The sequence below is a fragment of the Paraburkholderia sp. Clong3 genome (assembly GCF_050436485.1).
Taxonomy (GTDB): Bacteria; Pseudomonadota; Gammaproteobacteria; order Burkholderiales; family Burkholderiaceae; genus Paraburkholderia; species Paraburkholderia tuberum.
In genome coordinates, this window is record NZ_JBNDMH010000003.1 from 1,117,745 (window position 1) to 1,137,467 (window position 19,723).

The following is a 19,723-nucleotide window of genomic DNA, read 5'->3' on the forward strand; positions in this document are numbered from 1 at the left end:
GCCTCGCCATGCACGCGCTCAAGCTGCCAGCCGAGGGTTCGAAACCACAGGACAAGTCGCACCCCAAACCGCGAAACAAGCCGCTGAACCGGCGGTTTTCGATCGCGGTCTGGCTGGCCTTGCTGCCGATGCTCCTGACCGTCGTGTTCACGTACCTGGGCACGATGGTCTGGACCGCGCGCGTGTCGCTCAGCAATTCGCACACGTTTCCGTCGAACGACTTCGTGGGCTTCACGCAGTACGTGCGGCTCTTTCACAACGACCGCTGGTTGACGTCGCTGCAGAACATCGTGATCTATGGCGCGTGTTTCATCATCGCGTGCATGGTGATCGGCTTGCTGCTGGCAATCTTTATCGATCAGCGCGTGGTCGCGGAAGGCGCGTTGCGCACGGTGTTTCTGTATCCGTACGCGATGTCGTTCGTCGCGACCGGGCTCGTGTGGCAATGGATCCTGAATCCCGCGCTCGGTGCGCAGCAGGTGCTGCGCAATCTCGGCTTCGCGCATGCGCGCTTCGACTGGATCGTCGATCAGGACTGGGTCATCTACACGATCGTGATCGCGACCGTGTGGCAGGCTTCGGGCCTCGTGATGGCGCTGTTGCTCGCGGGCCTGCGCGGCATCGACGAAGAGTTGTGGAAAGCCGCGCGCATCGACGGCATTCCTCGCTGGCGCGTGTACGCGAGCATCGTGGTGCCGATGCTCGGACCGTCGATCTCGACCGCGTTCGTGCTGCTGTTCGTGATGGTCGTGAAGCTGTACGACGCGGTCGTCGCGATGACGCAGGGCGGCCCCGGCACCGCGAGCGAAGTGCCGGCCAAATTCATCATGGACTATCTGTTCGGGCGCGCGAACATCGGCCTTGCGTCGGCCGCATCGATCGTGCTGCTGGCGACGGTGCTCGCGGTGCTCGCGCCGTTCTTCTATGCACGCAGCCGTGCGGCGCTGCGCGGGGAGAGAGGATGAACACGCTCGATTCCACGCTCAAAGGCGGCATGCCGCATCGCGCGCGCACGCGGCCCCGCCGCTCGGCGTTCTCGCCGGCGCGGCTCGGCATCTACGCGTTTCTGCTCACCGCGGCGGTGTTCTTTCTGCTGCCGCTCTACGTGATGCTGGTCACGTCGGTCAAACCGATGAGCGAGATCCGCCTCGGCAATCTGCTCGGCTTGCCGATGCATTTCACGCTCGACGCGTGGAGCGCCGCATGGCAGTCGGCCTGCACCGGGCTCGATTGCAACGGCATTCGCGTCGGCTTCTGGAACTCGGTGCGTATCGTCGTGCCAAGCACGGTGCTGTCGATCATGGTCGGCGCGGTGAACGGCTACGCGCTGTCGTTCTGGCGGCCACGCGGCGCGGGTCTGCTGTTCGGCGTGCTGCTGATCGGCGCGTTCATTCCAGTGCAGGTCATGATCTACCCGCTCGTGCGCGTGCTCGCGAGCGTGCATCTGTTCAGCTCGCTGCCGGGCATCGTGCTGATCCATACGATGTTCGGCATGCCGGTGATGACGCTGCTGTTCCGCAACTACTACGCGTCGATTCCGCAGGAGCTGTTCAAGGCCGCGCGCATCGACGGCGGCAGCTTCTGGCGCATCTTCTTTCAACTGATGCTGCCGATGTCGACGCCGATCATCGTCGTCGCGCTGATCATGCAGGTCACGAACATCTGGAACGACTTCATTCTGGGCCTCGTGTTCGCTGGCACGAAGAATCTGCCGATGACAGTGCAGTTGAACAACATCATCAACACGACGACCGGCGAGCGGCTCTACAACGTCAATATGGCGGCGACGATCCTGACGTCGCTGGTGCCGCTCGCGGTTTATTTCATTTCGGGCCGCTGGTTCGTGCGCGGCATTGCGTCGGGCGCCGTCAAGGGGTAGGGCATGGCAAACATGGCTAATACGATCGATGCGGCCGGCGTGCCGGGTGCAAGCGCTGACGTTGACTCCGACGCCGCGGCGCTCACGCATCCCGCCAATGTGGCGGTCCGCAATCTGACGATTCGCCTCGGTTCGAACACGGTGATCGAGAACCTCGATCTCGACGTGCTCGCCGGCGAGTTCGTCGTGCTGCTGGGGCCGTCGGGTTGCGGCAAGTCCACGCTGTTGCACAGCATCGCGGGATTGATCGACGTCAGCGACGGCAGCATCGAGATCGCCGGCGAAGACATGACGTGGGCCGATCCGAAGGATCGCCGCATCGCGCTGGTGTTCCAGTCGTACGCGCTGTATCCGACCATGAGCGTCGAGCGCAACCTGTCGTTCGCGCTGCGCATCAACGGCACGCCGAAGGCGGAAATCGCGCGGCGCGTCGCCCGCGCGTCGGAGATGCTGCAACTGGGGCCGCTGCTCAAGCGCAAGCCGTCGCAGTTGTCGGGCGGACAGCGGCAGCGCGTCGCGATCGGCCGCGCGATCGTGCGCGAGGCCGACGTGTTCCTGTTCGACGAGCCGCTGTCGAACCTCGACGCGAAGCTGCGCACCGAACTGCGCCGCGAACTGAAGCAGCTGCATCACAGCCTGGGCGCGACGATGATCTACGTGACGCACGACCAGGTCGAGGCGATGACGCTCGCGACGCGCATGGCCGTGATGCGCGGCGGCGTGATCCAGCAGTTCGGCACGCCGGCGGAGGTCTATGCGCGGCCGAACAATCTGTTCGTGGCGACCTTCCTCGGCTCGCCGGCCATGAATCTGCTGAAGGGCACGCTCGAGACGCGCGACGGCGCGCTTCACTTTTGCACTGGGCAGGTGCGGATCGACGTGTCGGCGTACGCGTTCAAGGGGGCGCCCGCGCAGGGCGTGCGCTGCGTGCTCGGCGTGCGCGCCGAAGACGTGCATATCACGGAAGGCGCCAGCGAGCGCGCGAAAGTTTCGCTGATGGAGCCGATGGGCAACCACCGCGTGATCTGGCTCGACTATCATGGCGAACAGATCGCGTCGATCGATCAGACCAAGGCGCCGATTGCGGAGGATGACACCGTGGCGTTCTCGTTCGACGCCGCGCATGTCTCGCTATTCGACGAAGCGAGCGGCGCGCGCTTATAACGCCGCGGCGCGTCACGCGCGAAGCGGCTCGTCGAGACAGGCTTGATGGAGAACCGCGTGGCAACACTCAAGGACGTCGCGGAACTGGCCGGCGTGGGCATGTCGACCGCCTCACGAGCCATTTCCGGCAAGGGACCGATTTCCGCCGATGCCGCGGCGCGCGTGAAGGCGGCGATCGAGGCGCTGAATTTCCGCCCGTCGTCGATCGGCCGGGCGATGGCGACGCAGCAGCTCGGCATCATCGGCATCTTCGTGCCGACCTTCTTTGGTTCCTATTACGGCACGATCCTGAAGCAGACCGACACCGAGCTGCGCGCGGTGGGGCGCCATGTCGTGGTCGCGACCGGTTGCGGCGAGGTGTCGCCGCGCGAGCAGGCGATCGAGGCAGTGCGCTTTTTGATCGGCCGCGATTGCGATGGCGTGGTCGTGATCAGCCACGATCTGCATGACGAAGACCTGATCATGCTGCATGGCATGCATCCGAAGATGGTGTTCCTGAATCGCGCGTTCGAGCAGTTGCCCGAGGCGTCGTTCAGCGCGGATCATCGGCGCGGCGGCGAACTCGCGGCGCGCACGCTGCTCGATCACGGGCATCGCGACATCGCGGTGATTTCCGGGCCCGCTACCGCGTCGGACAACGTGATGCGGATCGACGGCTTTTTCGCCGAGCTCGCGCGAGCCGGCATTGCGCGCGACGACGTCACGCTGATCGAATCCGACTTTTCGCCCGAAGGCGGCTACGCGGCCGCGCAGAAGCTGCTCGAGACGCAGCGGCGCGTGACCGGCCTGTTCTGCGCGAACGACACGATGGCGGTCAGCGTGCTCGCGCGCTTTCACCAGGCGGGCATTTCGGTGCCGCACGACATCTCCGTGATCAGCTACGACGACGACTACTCGGCCGCCTACGCGGCGCCCGGGCTCACGTCGGTGCATATTCCAACCGGGGAACTTACGCAAAACGCGGTGCGCTGGCTCATCAACCAGTGTTATGGCACCACCTGGGAGATCTTGCGCGAGTTTCCGCTCAGCGTGACGATGCGCGAATCGGTCGGACCAGCGCCGATGCCGAAGAAAAATACGCGCGGCGCAAAGCGGTAGAAGGGTTTGCCTAATCGTGGCGGTGTGATGCCTGGCGCGCGCACGCGCGCCGTGGCGGCTGTCGTATGCGGGCGGTGTGCAGACCTGCGAGCGGACTAGGGGCGCGGCTGCCAACAATGCGCGGCGGGGGTTTCCTTGAAGTCCAACGGATATTTCCGCGCGGGTTTTCACGCGCGGCAGGTGCGCTTATTCGCGTTTTCACTTACGCATCGACGATCTTTTTAAGGCTCCCGTAATCCTGCGCAATAGTGCTTTGCGGTTTTCCCTCATTAAACTTACTTCAAATTTCTTTACACTTCCCGGTAACAAGTTGTTACGGGGTGAGTGTGATGTTGACCATCTTTCTGATCGCCTGTCCGATCTGCATTGCTGCGCTGTTCGGTTTCGCGCGCCATGTGGACCCGCAGACAGGGCAATTCAAACGGTAGATCTTCTTCGCGCGTTTTTTTCCGCGGCTGCGCCGTGGAGATTTTCGCTTTGCGATTAACGTCCGTTAGTTCGTTGTGCGCTTGAAAGGAGCAATCGTTTGCGTTCTTTCGGTTTGCTTTCTCGTTTTCGTTTTCGTCAATAGCCCGTCCTCCCTTCCATAAGTCTTGCCTTGGCGCGCCGGTTCGCGGCACGATGCGCGATTACTTTCGTTTTAGGTCAGCATCGCGTATGCAAGATTCTCTGCAAAAAATGGCGGCGCGTGCCAGCGTGCTGAAGGGCGTTCTTCCTTTGAGCCGGATTGCGGCGGCGCGCGATGCGCTGGCCGGTGTGCAGCTTGCGTCGATGGATATTCCGCAGGTCCTCGGCTATGCGCGCATTGCCGGCATGCCGGCCGTCACCGGGCTCTACACGGTGTTCCTGCCGCTCGTCGCGTTCGCGTTCTTCGGTGCCTCGCGGCATCTGGTCGTCGCCGCCGATTCGGCCACCGCGACGATCTTCGCGAGTCGTCTTTCGACGATGGCGCCCGCGTCGAGCGCCGGGTATGCGGCGCTCGCGGCGATGGTCGCGTTGCTGACGGCCGCGTTGCTGTTCGTCGCGCGCATCTTCAAGCTCGGCTTTCTCGCCGATTTCCTGTCGCGTACGGTGCTGGTCGGCTTTCTGGCGGGCGTCGGCGTGCAGGTCGGCATCGCGATGCTCGGCGACATGCTCGGCGTGCCCGGACATGCGGCGAGCAGCGTGAAACAAGTGCTGCTCGTCGTGAGCGACGCCGCGCAGATCAATCGGCCGACACTGGCGATCTCGCTGCTCGTGGTGACCGCGATTCTCGTCTGCAAACGTTTCTGGCCGCGCCTGCCGGTGCCGTTGGTCGCGGTCGTCGCGGGCATTGCCGCGAGCGATGTGTTCGGATTCGCCGCGCACGGCATCTCCATCCTCGGACCGGTGGAGGGCGGATTGCCGCCGCTGCGGATTCCGTCGGTGACGTGGCAGCAGATGCTCGATCTCGTGCCGGTCGCGGCGTCGTGCTTCGTGATGATCGTCGCGCAAAGCGCCGCGGCGAGCCGGGTGTTCGCCGACCGCTATCACGAGCCGATCGATACCAACGCAGACCTGCTCGGCATCGCGGCCGCCAACGCGGCGGCGGCGTTTTCCGGCGCGTTCGTCGTCAACGGCAGCCTGACGCAGACCGCGATGGCCGATCGCGCCGGCACGCGCAGCCAGTTCGCGCAACTCCTGTTCGCGGCGGTCGTGGTGGTCGTGCTGCTGTTTTTCAGCCGCTATCTGCAGTATCTGCCGCACTGCATTCTCGCGAGCATCGTGTTTACGATCGCGGTCGGCCTGATCGATCTGCAGTCGCTCTTTTCGATTCGCCGCGAAAGTCCCGGCGAATTCGCGCTGGCTTTGTTCACGGCGGCGGCGGTCGTGCTGATCGGCGTCGAGCACGGCATTCTGGTCGCCGTCGCGTTGTCGTTGCTGCGTCACGTGCGACACAGCTACCGCCCCCACACGATGATGCTCGCGCCCAACGGCGACGGCATGTGGGTGCCGGTGCCGGCGGTGCCCGGCGTGGAGACCGCGCCGGGGTTGATCGTGTATCGTTTCGGCGCCGATCTGTTCTACGCGAACGATCATTTTTTCGTCGACGATACGCGCCGCCTGATCGATCACGCACCGAACGCCGTGCGCTGGTTCGTCGTCGATGCGAGCGCGATTACGGATGTCGATTATTCGGCGGCGCGCTCGGTGGGCGAGTTGTGCTCGACGCTCAAGCGCAATGGGATCGAGGTGGTCTTTGCGCGGGTGAATCGCTATTTGCGCTCGGATATGGATCGGCATGGAATCACGCCGATCGTCGAGGAGCGCTGTATTTTCGGCACGCTGCATGAGGCGCTGAGCATGGCGGGAGTGGAGAATCCGCATGAGCGGGTTAAGGGGGCGCCATAACGGGCCGCCCTGGCTTCGCACTGCGGCGGCGCATGCCGCGAACACCGCCTCGGACGGGCAAATTGCTAGCAAACGTTGTCTGCGCCTCATTGGTTGTCGCTTGCCTCAATTATTCTGACGTTCCGCTTCGACTAGCAGATATTGATTACAAGAGCATGAACAGCTTCGATTCGACCATCGAAACATATCTGTCCAGCATACACTTCGGTCATTTCGCGACCCAATCGATACAAGCCATCGCCGACCTCTACACCTTTAAAGGCCTGGTACTGACTGCGTTGCTTTGGTGGATCTGGTTTCAGCAAGACGGGCGCGCCGAATGGCGGCGCGAAATAGTTCTCGCGACGCTTCTCAGCGGTGTCGTGGCGCTCTTCGTCGGAAGGCTGCTGGCTCACTGGTTGCCCTTTAGAGTGCGTCCCATCTATAGCGCCGAACTTCATCTGCAGTTCGCGAGCGGCGCGGCCCAGACTGCGCAGTTGTCAGACTGGAGTTCGTTCCCAAGCGATCACGCCATGCTGTGGATGGCCATCGCCACCGGCATCTTCCTCGTGTGGCGGGGCATCGGCGTGCTGGCGCTTCTCTACACCGCGCTCTTCATTTGCCTTCCGCGGGCCTATCTCGGCTTTCACTATCCGACCGATTTGTTGGTAGGGGGCGCCGTGGGCATCGTGATTACCTTGGTCCTGACTCGAGATGCGATCCGCGCGCGCTACGCGACCCCGGCGCTGCGATGGATCGAACGCCATCCGGGACCTTCTGCAATGCTGGCCTTCATTTTGTGTGTCGAACTCGTCACGCAGTTCGAAGAACTGCGTGCTCTGGCGTTCGGCGTGTTCAAACATCTATGACCCGCGCGGAGCGCCACGGCGCATGCCGATATTCTTGAGGTTCGCCCTGGCGCCGCCTTTCAGTGAGCTGAGATTAGCGAGCACACTCTATTGCCATCTGATGCAATATTCTGTCTAATGAATTCAGAATAAAACGTCCGATTTATTCGGCTCGCTGACTTAGTCGACGGGGTTCACTTCATGTACTCTCTGCTGCCGCTCAAGGCCCAGGTGCGCCGTCACGCGCGAACGCTCGCCGGGTATTTTCCAGCTCCATTTTCACGCGACGAATCAAGCAGTGTCGACATCCTCGGTGTCATGACCCCCGGGCTGCTGAACGGGAACACCCTGCTGAACCTCAACTACGGCGAAGTGGACCACTTCACCGGCAAAACCCGCGCGACGGGCACGTTATTCGTCGCAATTGGCGACGACTTCGTGCGCGTCGCCACTTCGGTCAAAAGGCAAACCGGCGAGCGGGCCGTGGGCACGGTACTCGACCGCTCGCATCCCGGCTATCGGATGCTGCGCGGCGGGCAACCCTACACCGGTTACGCGACGCTATTCGGCAAGCAATACATGACACGGTACGAGCCGATCCGGGACAGTTCTGGCGAGATAATCGGCGCGCTGTATGTCGGCCTCGACGTCAGTGAGGTGTGGAACCTGTCGATCGGAGCCAGACTCGCGCTGCTTACCCTGGCCGCCAATACCGTACTTCTGCTGGGCTATGCTCGGCTGCTGGAGGCCGTGATCCCCCCCGACCGATCGAGCCCGGGAGCGGCGTTGCCCGCTTTCCTGCAAACCGGGGTGATCGGCTTCGGGCTACTCGGCGCGCTGCTGGTCAGCGCGCTGGTCTTCGTGACGACCCGGCGCGGTCTCGGCATGCAACTGCTCGAAGCGAAGGCCGCCGCCGAAAAACTCGCGGCCGGCGATTTGACCGCGCAAGTTCATGTCAGCCGGCGCGACGAACTGGGCCAGTTGATGCAGGCAATGAACGGCATCAGTGTCGGTTTGGCCTCGGTAGTTGGCAACGTCCGACGTGCCTCCGATATGATCGCACTGGGCGCGCGCGAAATTGCGGCCGGCAACGCGGAGCTTTCGTCCCGCACCGAGGCGCAGGCTGGCTCGCTCGAGGAAACCGCATCGACGATGGAACAATTGACGGCGATGGTCCGCGCCAATGCCGAACGCGCTTCGCACGCCAACCAACACATCGCCTCGGCCTCCGATCTCGCGGTCAAAGGCGGCACCGTGGTGGGGCATGTGGTGACCACCATGTCGTTGATCCGCGGCAGTTCACACAAGATCGTCGACATCATTAGCATGATCGACTCAATTGCCTTTCAGACCAACATCCTGGCTTTGAACGCGGCCGTCGAGGCAGCACGCGCCGGCGACCAGGGACGCGGCTTTGCGGTCGTCGCCGCCGAGGTGCGCAGCCTGGCCCAACGCAGCGCCATGGCCGCCAAGGAAATCAAGGCGCTGATCACCGACTCGGTCGGCAACGTCAATGCAGGCGGCGAACTGGTCGACCAGGCTGGCCGGGACATGACCGAAATCGTCACGGCTGTCGATAGTGTGGTCACTTTGATGGGTGAGATTACCCACGCGAGCAACGAGCAAAGTACCGGCATCGGCGAAGTCAACCGCGCGATCGGGCAGATGGACGAGATGACCCAGCAGAACGTTGCCCTGGTGGAGCAGGTGGCAGTCGCGGCAGCCAGCATGCAAGAACAGGCGTCCACATTGGAAGATGCCGTGCAGGTATTTCGGCTGGTAGGCGACGGGCAAACTGACATTTGCCCCATACGATGAGCGCTGCGCGCGAGGTGCACGCAGGCGTTTCTCGCACTTTCCTGCACTAGAATGGGTTATTGCCGACGTCGTAGACGTATCTGGTCAGCCAGACGTGCGGGATTCTCTTTGGAGGAATGCCATGCCGACTTACCGGTACAGGTGTGAGAAGTGCGGTGAGATGTTCGAACATGCCGAGCATCTTGCTGAACATGAAAACGCTCATCCGGCTTGCCCAAAGTGCGGAAGCGAGAAGGTTCTGCACATACCCACGCCATTTGTGCCGAAAACCTCCAGAAAGAGCTGAAACCTGTCTGATCGGGCGACGGCAAAATCCGGGCCATTTGCAGCCGTTGCCCATGCTTTCGCGCGGACATTCGTGCGTCGGTTCTGCCATGCCGGCGGATCTACGCTCGCCGATCCTCCCGTCGCCTTGTGGGATGGCGTAAGCCGGTTGCCGACTGTGCGGCGCAGTCGAGTCCCGTAACAACATTTCTGTAGGCAATCCATCCGGACAAATGGCATAAGCCATAGACGCTAATCGCGGTAAATGGCGTCCACCTGGATCAAATGCACCACAGCGATAGAGAACGAAATCCGCCGCGAATTTTAATAAGATATATAGCGCGAGCGTCATGTTCAATTGCGGCTTAACGCGCGGAATTTAAAAGGCATAGCTCGAGGAAGTCGAGTTGAAGAACGCGCCAATTCCGCCAACTTGCGCGACAGCTTGATTGCGGTATACCAATTTTCGATTCAAACCCACTTTGTGAGGTCGAGATGAAGATCGGATTCGGTAGAGCATTCAAATCGCTAGACGTTGATCACCTGCTGTATGCGGACATTTGGAACCTGTTAGCAAGCACCAAACCAACCGCAAGCAAACCACACGGCGAGGGCACGTTCGCCGTTCCCTACCAACCCCTTGGAATTGGAGACTGGTACTGGTTAAGCCAACAGCCGGTGGGGAAAGAGACCGTTTTTATCAAGGTGGCAGACCGGCTAATTGCGAAGTGGGGCGGAGCGGCAAAAGGTTTGAAGAGCTACACGTCGGACGTGACTGAGGTTCCGCCTGAACTCCTCGAAGGCGAAGTCGCCTTGGCGACTTCGCACGTGGTAACCGCAGGCGAGTTGGCTGATAAGGCGCGCGGATTCGACCCGAAGGCGCAGACGGTCTACACCCGCAAGGCACGGCGGGTCGCGAAGGTTTATTCGACAGCGGCCACCAAAGCGCGGCAACTCCTGTGGGGGCAAACGAGCGGCGACGACGACGCGGTCGAATTGGCCAATACGATCGCGGGACTGCTGATCAGCGAGGGAGGCGCCGACCGGGATAAGTCGGGAGGTGGCGTTTTTATGGCGACCTTCATGCTGCTCGACTTGATTGAGAAGCAAATATGCTATGGGCTAAACGGCCAGTACTATACCTGGGCGTCGATGTTGATGCATGCCGGCGCGTCAGACGGGCAACCCGCTCCGGACGACATTCCAGGACGGAGCGCGAAATCAGGCCTCACGCGTAAGATGGCAAAGCATCCGATGGCCGGTTTCGGAACGGTCAATATGGGGAAGTCGATAGCCCAGAATAACGCCAATGAAGCGCGGAATCGCGTCATTTCGATTGCGACTGCGTGGTTGGCTAATTACCTGGCCGAACACGACACAGAAAGCGACTATAAGTACGTGTTTATCAAGAGCCTGAAACGGGATGTCACACCAAAAACGCCGACTCGTTTGAAATCCTATGCGCATCTGCGAGACGTGAGCCGACTTGCGCTCCAGACTCGGGCCGTTTCAACCTCGTGCCTGCTTACGGGCAGCAAGACGAAGGAGATTGGGTATCTCGATGGGAGCGTGCAAATCTGGAAATAGACAGTGCGCGCTGCCGGTTTGACGGCGCGGTACGCATGATAGGCAACGTCATTTGCGCGTGGTTGCCGTTATGCGGTTGTTTAACTTCAACGGTGCGTAGTTTCCATCCGCTGGCCGTCACGGGGCGGGGCGTAGGCTGGCGTAAGAATGGATCACGCGCAGCGCGTTGAGCGTATTCTATGAAGCTTCTTGCCGAATTCGTCGGCAGGCCGTGAGGGTCCCATGGATACGACAGAGCGGATCATCAAGTGGCGCGATCAGCGGCATGCAGACGGTGTCGGCAGCGAACCGCGCAATCCGCTGCCCGCGGTGTGTGACGTATCGGTGACGAACGTTTGCAACGCCGCATGCGACTTCTGCGGGTTCTCTCGCGAGAAAAATCTGGCGGGGCCACGTCGCTATCTCGACCCTGATGAGTTCGCGCGCGCACTGCCGATCCTGCGCAGACGCCGGATTCGTTACATGACGCTGCAGGGAGGCGAGCCGCTGGTTCATCCCGAGATCGCATCGCTCGTGGCTTCGGCCACCAAGGCCGGCATGCAGTGCGGCGTGATCACGAACGGCTGGTTTCTTCCCCGCTACATCAAGCCACTGGCGGCGGCCGGCCTCAGGCGTCTGCTGATTTCCATCGATAGCGCGGACATGGGCGAGCATGAGCGCAATCGCCGTCTGCGCGGTCTCGAGGCCCGCATCCGCGAGGGCATCACTCAGGCCCATAGCTTCGGCATCGAGGTCTGCGCATCGATTACGGTGAGCCGACTGGTCCGTTACGAGTTGCTTCCCGAGACGCTCAACCGCCTCGGCTTCGATGCCGTCGTTTTTTCCTATCCACGGCGCGAGGCGTTTGGATCTACATCGCTTGTCTACGACGAAGAATCGAAACTCGTCGACCTGAACACCGACGAACTACTCGAAGCGTTGAGCGCAATCGCGCGCCTCAAGAAGCATTTCCGTGTCATGGACCCGAGCGCTGCGCTGGCCGAGGTCGCGCGTTTCGTGCGCGGCGAACAGCAACTGGTTCCATGCATCGGTGGCAGCAAGTACTTTTATATCGACTGGAACCTCGATGTTTGGCGTTGCGAGGCGTGGCCTGAGCCGATGGGCTCCGTCTTCGACCTCGACCGCCTGCCCGATCAACGGCAACCCTGCAATGACTGCATGATGGGATGCTACCGGCATGCCAGCATTCTGATGCACGGTGCCGTCGCCGTGACCGACTCGGTGTACGCGCTGGGCAAGGGGCAGCTTCGGGCTGCTGTCGGCTTGTTGTTCCAGCGCAGCGTTGCGTATTCGCTGTGGGCGCTTGCAGTCGAAGAATTACCTCGGGCGGCGCTCATCTCGTTCGCAAGACGGACTGGCCAACGCCGTTCCACGCCGCAAACTGAATGAGCTCGATTTCCGCGACTGAGGTCCCTGGGGGGAGACGGCTCGCCCAGTCGAACGCCCGTCCGCGTTACTCGACCGGCGCAACCGCGCCTCCCGACAAGGTCTCGATGAGGGCTTTAGATGATTGCGGGCAAGCCGCTTTCACCGCCGAACCCATCGGCTGTGCTCGGCATCGGAAGCGAGAAAACTGTCATTGGACCGATTCCATTGCCTAAGATCAAGCTACGCGCTCCGTGAGGAAAGCACCGCGGCTCGCGAACGGCTTTATTGTCGCGCTCCCCTTTTTCCGCGCGACTTTTCCACAAGGAGGTCACGATGAAATCAGAGGACAAGGGCGACGTGCGCGCTTTCGTGCAAACGGCCGAGCAGAGTGGCGAGCATGTCTGGGTAATCACGCTGGTCGACTTCGCGGCCCGTGAGGTCAAACGCTCGCTCGTTTCGGACGAGACGTATGCGACGTCCGCCGCTGCCAGAGATGCCGGCGAGGCTCATTTGAAGGCACTGGAGCAAGACCGCTAGGTCCACGCACTGCCGCCTTGCTTTCGCGCGTGGACGTACTAACGTTGGACTATAAGTACACGGGCGGTAATGGGGCGGAAGAGGGCAAAGTTCATGGCCAGTACGCAAGGAACCACCGGATCGCCGTTTGCGGCGTCCGTCGAAGCGGGCAGCTATCGCGTCACGCGACCACAAAGCGCAAGCGATGTGATCGGCCTGTTGCAAGCGCGCGATATTCAGATCGTCGATCTGAAATTCACTGACTTGCCCGGACTCTGGCAGCATTTTTCGATCACGCTTCCCGAGGTTCACGACGACCTGTTCAGCGCCGGCATCGGTTTCGATGGTTCATCGATCCGCGGCTTTCAGGAGATCCACGAGTCCGACATGCTGCTGCGGCCTGACCCGGCAACGGCCTTCGTCGACCCGGCTTGCGGCACGCCGACGCTATCGATCATTTGCGACGTCGTCGATCCCGTGCTGCGGCAGCCGTATTCGCGCGATCCGCGCTACGTGGCGAAAAAGGCGGAGAACTATCTGCGCCAGACGGGCATCGCGACGACGTGTTATTTCGGGCCGGAGCTCGAATTCTTCATCTTCGACTCCATCCGCTTCGGCCAGGATCAGCACTGCGGCTACTACTACGTCGAGTCGGGCGAGGGCGACTGGACCACCGGTCGCGACGAAGGCGCATACGGCGGTGGCAACCTCGGCTACAAGCAGCGCTACAAGGAGGGCTATTTCCCGGTGCCGCCTCATGACACGCTGCAGGAGATCCGCTCGGAAATCGCGCTGACGCTCCAGCAGGCGGGCGTACAGATCGAAGTGCATCACCACGAAGTTGCGACCGCGGGACAGAACGAGATCGACATGCGCTTTGCGACGCTGACCCGCATGGCCGACAACGTGATGATCTACAAGTACGTCTGCAAGAACGTCGCGCGTCGGCACGGCAAGGTCGCAACCTTCATGCCGAAGCCGCTGTTCGCCGACAATGCGAGCGGCATGCATTGTCACCAGAGCCTGTGGAAAGACGAACAGAACCTCTTTTACGACGCGGGCGGCTGGGCGCTGACTTCGGACCTGTGCCGCTGGTACATCGGCGGATTGCTCCAGCACGCACCCGCGCTGATGGCCTTCTGCGCGCCGACGACGAATTCATACAAACGCCTGGTACCCGGATATGAGGCGCCCGTCAATCTGGCGATGTCGCAGCGCAACCGGTCGGCCGCGGCGCGCATTCCGATGTATTCGGATTCGGCGAACGCCCGGCGCGTCGAATTTCGCTGTCCGGACCCGTCGGCCAATGCATATCTTGCTTTCGCCGCGATGCTGATGGCCGGCCTCGACGGCATTGAAAACAAGACCGATCCCGGCGAGCCGCTCGACCGCAACATCTACGATCTGCCGCCCGAAGAAGCGCGCAATATACGGCAGGTGCCAGGCTCCCTCGACGCGGCGCTGGCGGCGCTCGAAACCGATAACACGTTCCTGCGCAAAGGCGACGTCTTTACCGACGACGTGATCCAGACCTGGATCGACTACAAGCGCAGCCGCGAGATCGACACCATCAAATTGCGTCCGCATCCATGGGAGTTTTATCTGTACTTCGATATCTAGAAGAACGAGGGAAATCGTCGCGATCTTTCGAAGCAGGAGCCGCGCAAGCGCGGCCTCAAAGCTCAAAGCAGGATCGGCGCGCAAATCAGAAGAAACACGGCGATATAAATGACGCCGAAAATCAGCCCGAGTCTCCAGAAATCCCCCGCGGGCAGATACCCGCTGCCGAAGTACACAGGGCTCGGCCCCGCTCCATACGGTGTCAGGATCCCCATGATCCCCAACGTCAGCGAGAGCATCAGCGCGAACGCCTCCATCGGCATGCCGGGAATCGTCGAGCCCACCGCCAGCATGACCGGCAGCATTGCCGTCGCATGAGCGGTGATGCTCGCGAACATGTAATGCGTGAAGAAAAAGATCAGCACGAGAACGATCGCGGCCGTCGTCGGCGCAAAGCCGGTCATGTGGGTCGATATCGTCGCGGCGAACCATTTGACGAAGCCGGTCCTGCTGAGCCCATCGGCGAGGGCGACGAGCGTCGCGAACCACACGAGGGTATTCCAGGCCTGCTTGTTGGCGAGCATGTCGTCCCAGCTCACCACCCGGGTGATCAGCATCAGCGCGATCACCATCAGCGCCGCGGTCGTGGGATTGACGTAGTCATCCGCAAAGACCCACAGCGCGAGAGCGATCAGCACCAGCACGGCGAGCATGATTTCCCGCCTCGTGAGCGGCCCCATCTCCTTGAGCTGTTGGGCAGCCCAGGCTGGCACCTCGGCGCTATGCTTCACTTGCGGCGGATAAAGCACGTAGGTCAGCAGCGGTATGGCCAGCAGCAGCAAGATGCCCGCGGGCGCGAAGGCCAGAAACCACTGCGTCCATTCGAGGTCGACGTCGACCGTTTTCTTGACGAGTTCCGCGGCGAGCAGATTGGGTGCGAGCGCGGTGAGGAACATCGAGCTCGTCACGCAGGTCGTGGCGATAGCGGTCCACATGATGTACGAACCGATGCGCCGCGCCGACGGATCGTTCGGCTTCGAGTCGTAAAGCGGCGGCAAACTGCGAATCACCGGAAAGATCGTCCCGCCGCTGCGGGCCGTATTGGAAGGGGTAAATGGCGCGATCACGGCGTCCGCCGCCATCACCGCATAACCGAGCGTGAGGGTCCGGCGACCCAGCGCCCGCACGAGCATCAATGCAATGCGCCGGCCGAGCCCGGTTTTCTCGTATCCGAGGGCGAACATGAAGGCACCGAAGATGAGCCACACCGTGCCATTCGAGAAACCTGAAAGCGCCCAGCTGAGCCCCGCGTTCGCGACGTTGAAACCGGGCTTGGCGAGTTGTGCGGGACTGAAGAACACCCACTCGCTGAATACAGCGACGAGCGTCACCGCGATGAGACCGATCGCGGCGCCCGGAATAGGCTCCAGCATCAGCCCGACGATCACGCCCGCGAAAATCGCGAAGTAATACCACGCGTGCTGCGCGAGACCGGGAGGGGCGGGAATCAGTGCGATGACGATCGCCACGATCAGCGGAGCGACGGCCTTCCAGAAAGTTTTCATGCCATGCCCCTTTCTCATAACCGTCCTTGTGCTAAGGTTTATATGACCTTTTCGGCGCGTTCGCCAGTGAAGTGTTCACGGCGTGCAAGGAGAGTGCGAGGCCATGGTTCGCGTGAGTATCGAAGGGCGCGAGATTCAGGCGCCGGGCAATTGCTCGATTCTGCAGGCCATGGGGCACGCGGGGCAGACCCTCGTCGAGGGTGTCGGCTGCATGTCGCAGGGCGTGTGCGGGTCGTGCCGTGTGATGGTGCGACGCAACGGCGAACAGGAAGTCCACACCGCGCTCGCTTGCGAGACCCTTGTCGAAGAGGGTATGCAGGTCGCCTTCCTCGATTACTTCACGGAATCGGAACGTCACCTGTATCGAATGGAAGATATCGGTGACAGCTGGCAGGCGCTCAGCAAGATCGCCGAGATCTTCCCCGAAGCATCGCATTGCCGTCATTGCAACGGTTGCGATCGCGCCTGTCCGAAGGGGCTGGACGTGCAGCGCGGCGTGAACCTGGCGGTGGAGGGCAATCTGGCCGCATCGAGCCAGGTGTTCGACGAATGCGTGATGTGCAACCTGTGCACGCTCGCATGCCCCGAGCATATCCGGCCCAACCATCTGGGTGTGTTCGTGCGCCGGATGGTCGCGTCGCTTTCGCTGCGTCCGGCCAATCTGATGCGACGGCTGCAGCAGATCGAGAGCGGCGAGCTGACGATCGACTTCGCTGCGCCGGGCGCGCAGCCGCCGCGCTGACCGGGGCGAATCATCATGTCCGCCGGCATACCCTACGAAAACGCGCGCCAGCGCTACCGCCCCGGGATGGCGGCCACGGTCCGCGGCGATGACGTTCCGGTCGATGAATTGCTGAAGGCTTATCACCCCGATCATGGGCCGCATGCGCGCGTCACGCTGAGCGTCGGGGTCAATCGCGGCGAGCCGTGTCAGCCCGATCTCGCGCGGCACCTGCAGGCCAACGCGCTGATCGATGATGTCGATATCGCCGGCGCGCAGCTGATGACTACCGAGGTGCTGGTGATCGGCGGCGGCGGTGGTGGCTGCGCCGCGGCGCTCACGGCGGCGCAGCAGGGCGCGCGCGTGATTCTCGCCACCAAGCTGCGCCTCGGCGACAGCAATACCGTGATGGCCGAAGGCGGAATCCAGGCGGCCATCGGCGAGGATGACAGCCCGCAACTGCACTTCGAGGACACGCTTCGCGCCGGGCACTTCTGCGGCGAACCCGAACTCGTGGCCCAGATGGTGATGGACGGCCCCGACGTGATTCGCTGGCTGATCCAGCTCGGCATGATGTTCGATCTGGAAGAGGACCAGCCGCTCGGCGGCAATCTGATGCGCAAGAAGCCCGGAGGCGCATCGGCGGCGCGCATTCTGTCGTATCGCGACTATACCGGCCTCGAAATGATGCGCGTGCTGCGCGAGGCGGTGGACCTCGACCCGGGCATCGAATTGTGGAACCGCTGCCCTGTGGTCGAACTGCTGTCCGACGAGCGCGGCGGCTGCGCCGGAGCGGTGATCTACAACCTCGAATGGCGTACCTTCGTGCTGGTGCGCGCGCGCGCCGTGATCCTCGCCACCGGCGGCGCGGGGCGACTGCACCTGAATTCGTTTCCGACCTCCAACCACTACGGCGCCACCGCCGACGGTCTGGTGCTCGCCTATCGGATCGGCGCGCGCCTGCGCGAGCTCGACTCGTTCCAGTACCATCCCACCGGCATCGCCTACCCGCACCATCTGGCGGGCGGTCTGATTTCCGAGGCGGCGCGATCCGCGGGGGCGAGACTTCTGAACGGCGAAGGGGAACGCTTCGTGGACGAACTCAAGCCGCGCGACGTCGTCGCATCGGCGATCCTGCGCGAGTGCGCTCAGGGCCGCGGGATCGAGCGCGACGGCCAGGTCGGCGTGTTCCTCGATACGCCGACACTCGAAATCGAGCATCCGGGCATTCTGGCCAAACGCCTCGTCACGCTTCGCCATCTCGCGCACAAATGCGGTATCGACGCGGCGCAGGAGCCGTTCCTCGTTTATCCCACGCTCCACTACCAGAACGGCGGCGTCGCCATCGACAAAGACGGCGCCACCAACGTCCCCGGCCTTTTCTGTGTCGGCGAGGTGACGGGCGGCATCCACGGCCGCAACCGCTTGATGGGTAACGCGCTGCTCGACATTCTGAGCATGGGGCGCCGTGCCGGCGCGAAGGCCGCGCAATCCAGCGAGTGGGTGATGGCGAACCGCGCCGGAATCGGTCACGTGCACGCGTGGCAGAGAGAGCTGACGCTGGCGGGACTGCCGCTTCACGTGAAGGCGCCGCAGCTCTTTCCCGCCTATGCCCATTTCGATCTGCGAGTCGATGCGGGATTGCGCGCGAGCGCACGCGGTCGCGTGATCGGCGGCATCCGGTGAGGCGAACCACGGAGCACGCGATGCAAATGCTGAATCAGTGCTTGATGAGGGACGATTTCCGCGTCGGTGCCGACCTCGATGCGTGGTTCGCGCGCGGCGGCGGCGAGGGACTCGCCAAAGCGCTCGAAGACCCGGGGGCGATCCTCGCCGAGATCGCCCTGGCCGACCTGCGTGGAATGGGAGGCGCTGGCTTCCCCGCGCATCGAAAGTGGGCGCCGGTCGCGGCCGCCCCTGATGGCGACAAGTACGTCGTTTGCAATGGCAACGAAGACGAGCCGGGCACCTTCAAGGATCGCTTTCTGCTCGAACACACACCGCATCAGGTGATCGAGGGCGCGCTGATCGCCGCGGTGGCGACGCGGGCCAACCATGTCGTCTTGTACGTGAATCCGCATCAGACGGGGTCTCTCGCCGCGACTCGCGAGGCGGTCAAGCAGTGGTCGGGGCACGCGCAATTCGCCGCTATCGAGCGTTGGATCGGTGCGCCGGTGTCGCTTGGCGTCGTGCCTGGCTCGGGGCTCTACATCGGCGGAGAGGAGACGGCGGTGATCGCCAGCGTCGAAGGCGGCTTTCCGTTTCCGCGGCGCAAACCGCCTTTCCCGGCCGAGCAGGGCGTGCACGGCGCACCGACCATCGTCAACAACGTCGAGACGCTGGCCCACGTACCCGGGATTCTGCGCCACGGCGCGCAGTGGTACCGCGACCTCGGGGTGGGGAACGCCGCCGGAACCAAGCTCTATTCGCTTTCCGGCGACGTGCTGCGGCCCGGCCTGTACGAACTGCCGATGGGCACGAGCCTGGAGACGCTGGTGTTCCAGCACGGCGGCGGCATGCTGCAGGGCAAGGAGTTCAAGGCGGTCTTCACGGGCGGCCCATCCAACACGCTGCTGACGAAGCGCGATCTCGACGTTGCACTGGACTTCGACTCGGTGCGTCAACGCCGTTCGCGTCTGGGGACGGGCGCGATGATCGTGGTGTCGGAAGGCACGAGCATCGTGCGCAAAGTCGCGGACTACGTGAATTTCTTCGCTCAGGGTTCGTGCGGCCAGTGCCCGCCATGCAAGGGCGGAACGTTTCAGATGATGCGGCTTCTCAACCGGCTCGACACGGGCCGCGGTGTGCGTGCCGATCTGGATGCACTGGAGAACCTGTGCCGCCTTCTTCCCGGCAGCGGGCGTTGCGGTTTGATCGACGGCGCGGTGACGGTGGTGGAGAGTTCCATCGACCAGTTCCGCGCGGAATATGAAGCGCTATTGATGGCGTAGGCCGGATGAGGATCGCCGCTCGTGGCGACATTGAC

Annotated in this window: 16 protein-coding genes; 15 read left to right on the forward strand and 1 reads right to left on the reverse strand. The window is 62.5% G+C overall.

The annotated features are described in order from the left end of the window. Nucleotides 1–8: 8 nt before the first annotated feature. The 12 genes from OKW30_RS28530 (at nucleotide 9) to glnA (ending at nucleotide 14,511) form a co-directional block, all read left to right on the forward strand. Nucleotides 9–965, forward strand: coding sequence for a carbohydrate ABC transporter permease (locus tag OKW30_RS28530; RefSeq protein ID WP_187618924.1), 957 nt, complete (start codon nucleotides 9–11; stop codon nucleotides 963–965). Next, a complete protein-coding gene (locus OKW30_RS28535; RefSeq protein ID WP_184074014.1) occupies nucleotides 962–1,879 on the forward strand; it encodes a carbohydrate ABC transporter permease in 918 nt (305 codons plus the stop codon). Before OKW30_RS28530 ends, OKW30_RS28535 begins: the two co-directional genes overlap by 4 nt. A gap of 3 nt (nucleotides 1,880–1,882) precedes the next feature. Beyond that, a complete protein-coding gene (locus OKW30_RS28540; RefSeq protein ID WP_429348251.1) occupies nucleotides 1,883–3,043 on the forward strand; it encodes an ABC transporter ATP-binding protein in 1,161 nt (386 codons plus the stop codon). A 45-nt stretch (nucleotides 3,044–3,088) separates the two neighbouring features. Then, nucleotides 3,089–4,141, forward strand: a complete 1,053-nt coding sequence (locus OKW30_RS28545; RefSeq protein WP_184049508.1) for a LacI family DNA-binding transcriptional regulator — start codon at nucleotides 3,089–3,091, stop codon at nucleotides 4,139–4,141. 657 nt (nucleotides 4,142–4,798) lie between these two features. Continuing rightward, entirely contained in the window at nucleotides 4,799–6,511 is a 1,713-nt protein-coding gene (locus tag OKW30_RS28550) for a SulP family inorganic anion transporter (protein ID WP_429348252.1), read from the forward strand. 155 nt (nucleotides 6,512–6,666) lie between these two features. Then, on the forward strand, nucleotides 6,667–7,359 hold the full coding sequence (locus OKW30_RS28555) for a phosphatase PAP2 family protein (protein ID WP_184074020.1): 693 nt from the start codon (nucleotides 6,667–6,669) through the stop codon (nucleotides 7,357–7,359). A 180-nt stretch (nucleotides 7,360–7,539) separates the two neighbouring features. Next, entirely contained in the window at nucleotides 7,540–9,156 is a 1,617-nt protein-coding gene (locus tag OKW30_RS28560; RefSeq protein WP_429348253.1) for a methyl-accepting chemotaxis protein, read from the forward strand. Between the two features lie 160 nt (nucleotides 9,157–9,316). Continuing rightward, entirely contained in the window at nucleotides 9,317–9,442 is a 126-nt protein-coding gene (locus OKW30_RS28565; RefSeq protein WP_409340077.1) for a zinc ribbon domain-containing protein, read from the forward strand. Between the two features lie 473 nt (nucleotides 9,443–9,915). Next, on the forward strand, nucleotides 9,916–11,007 hold the full coding sequence (locus OKW30_RS28570) for a hypothetical protein (RefSeq protein ID WP_429348254.1): 1,092 nt from the start codon (nucleotides 9,916–9,918) through the stop codon (nucleotides 11,005–11,007). Nucleotides 11,008–11,229: 222 nt separating this feature from the next. After that, nucleotides 11,230–12,396 (forward strand): radical SAM protein, encoded by a 1,167-nt coding sequence (locus OKW30_RS28575; protein ID WP_429348255.1) that lies wholly within the window; start codon nucleotides 11,230–11,232, stop codon nucleotides 12,394–12,396. A 312-nt stretch (nucleotides 12,397–12,708) separates the two neighbouring features. Beyond that, on the forward strand, nucleotides 12,709–12,912 hold the full coding sequence (locus OKW30_RS28580) for a hypothetical protein (RefSeq protein ID WP_090806402.1): 204 nt from the start codon (nucleotides 12,709–12,711) through the stop codon (nucleotides 12,910–12,912). A gap of 93 nt (nucleotides 12,913–13,005) precedes the next feature. Then, a complete protein-coding gene (gene glnA / locus OKW30_RS28585; RefSeq protein ID WP_184071561.1) occupies nucleotides 13,006–14,511 on the forward strand; it encodes a type I glutamate--ammonia ligase in 1,506 nt (501 codons plus the stop codon). 62 nt (nucleotides 14,512–14,573) lie between these two features. Here the strand turns inward: glnA and OKW30_RS28590 are convergent, their stop codons facing one another. After that, nucleotides 14,574–16,016: an anion permease gene (locus OKW30_RS28590; protein WP_184071558.1), complete on the reverse strand. Its 1,443-nt coding sequence runs from the start codon at nucleotides 16,014–16,016 to the stop codon at nucleotides 14,574–14,576. Nucleotides 16,017–16,119: 103 nt separating this feature from the next. Between OKW30_RS28590 and OKW30_RS28595 the strand changes: the two genes are divergently transcribed. Genes OKW30_RS28595 through OKW30_RS28605 form a run of 3 tightly spaced genes read left to right on the forward strand, consistent with a single transcriptional unit; the run spans nucleotide 16,120 to nucleotide 19,688 of the window. Continuing rightward, nucleotides 16,120–16,758 (forward strand): 4Fe-4S dicluster domain-containing protein, encoded by a 639-nt coding sequence (locus tag OKW30_RS28595; RefSeq protein WP_184071556.1) that lies wholly within the window; start codon nucleotides 16,120–16,122, stop codon nucleotides 16,756–16,758. A 15-nt stretch (nucleotides 16,759–16,773) separates the two neighbouring features. Then, complete coding sequence (locus tag OKW30_RS28600) at nucleotides 16,774–18,423, forward strand: FAD-binding protein (protein WP_187630124.1); 1,650 nt, start codon at nucleotides 16,774–16,776, stop codon at nucleotides 18,421–18,423. A gap of 20 nt (nucleotides 18,424–18,443) precedes the next feature. Further along, entirely contained in the window at nucleotides 18,444–19,688 is a 1,245-nt protein-coding gene (locus OKW30_RS28605; protein WP_184071552.1) for a complex I 51 kDa subunit family protein, read from the forward strand. Nucleotides 19,689–19,723 lie beyond the last annotated feature (35 nt).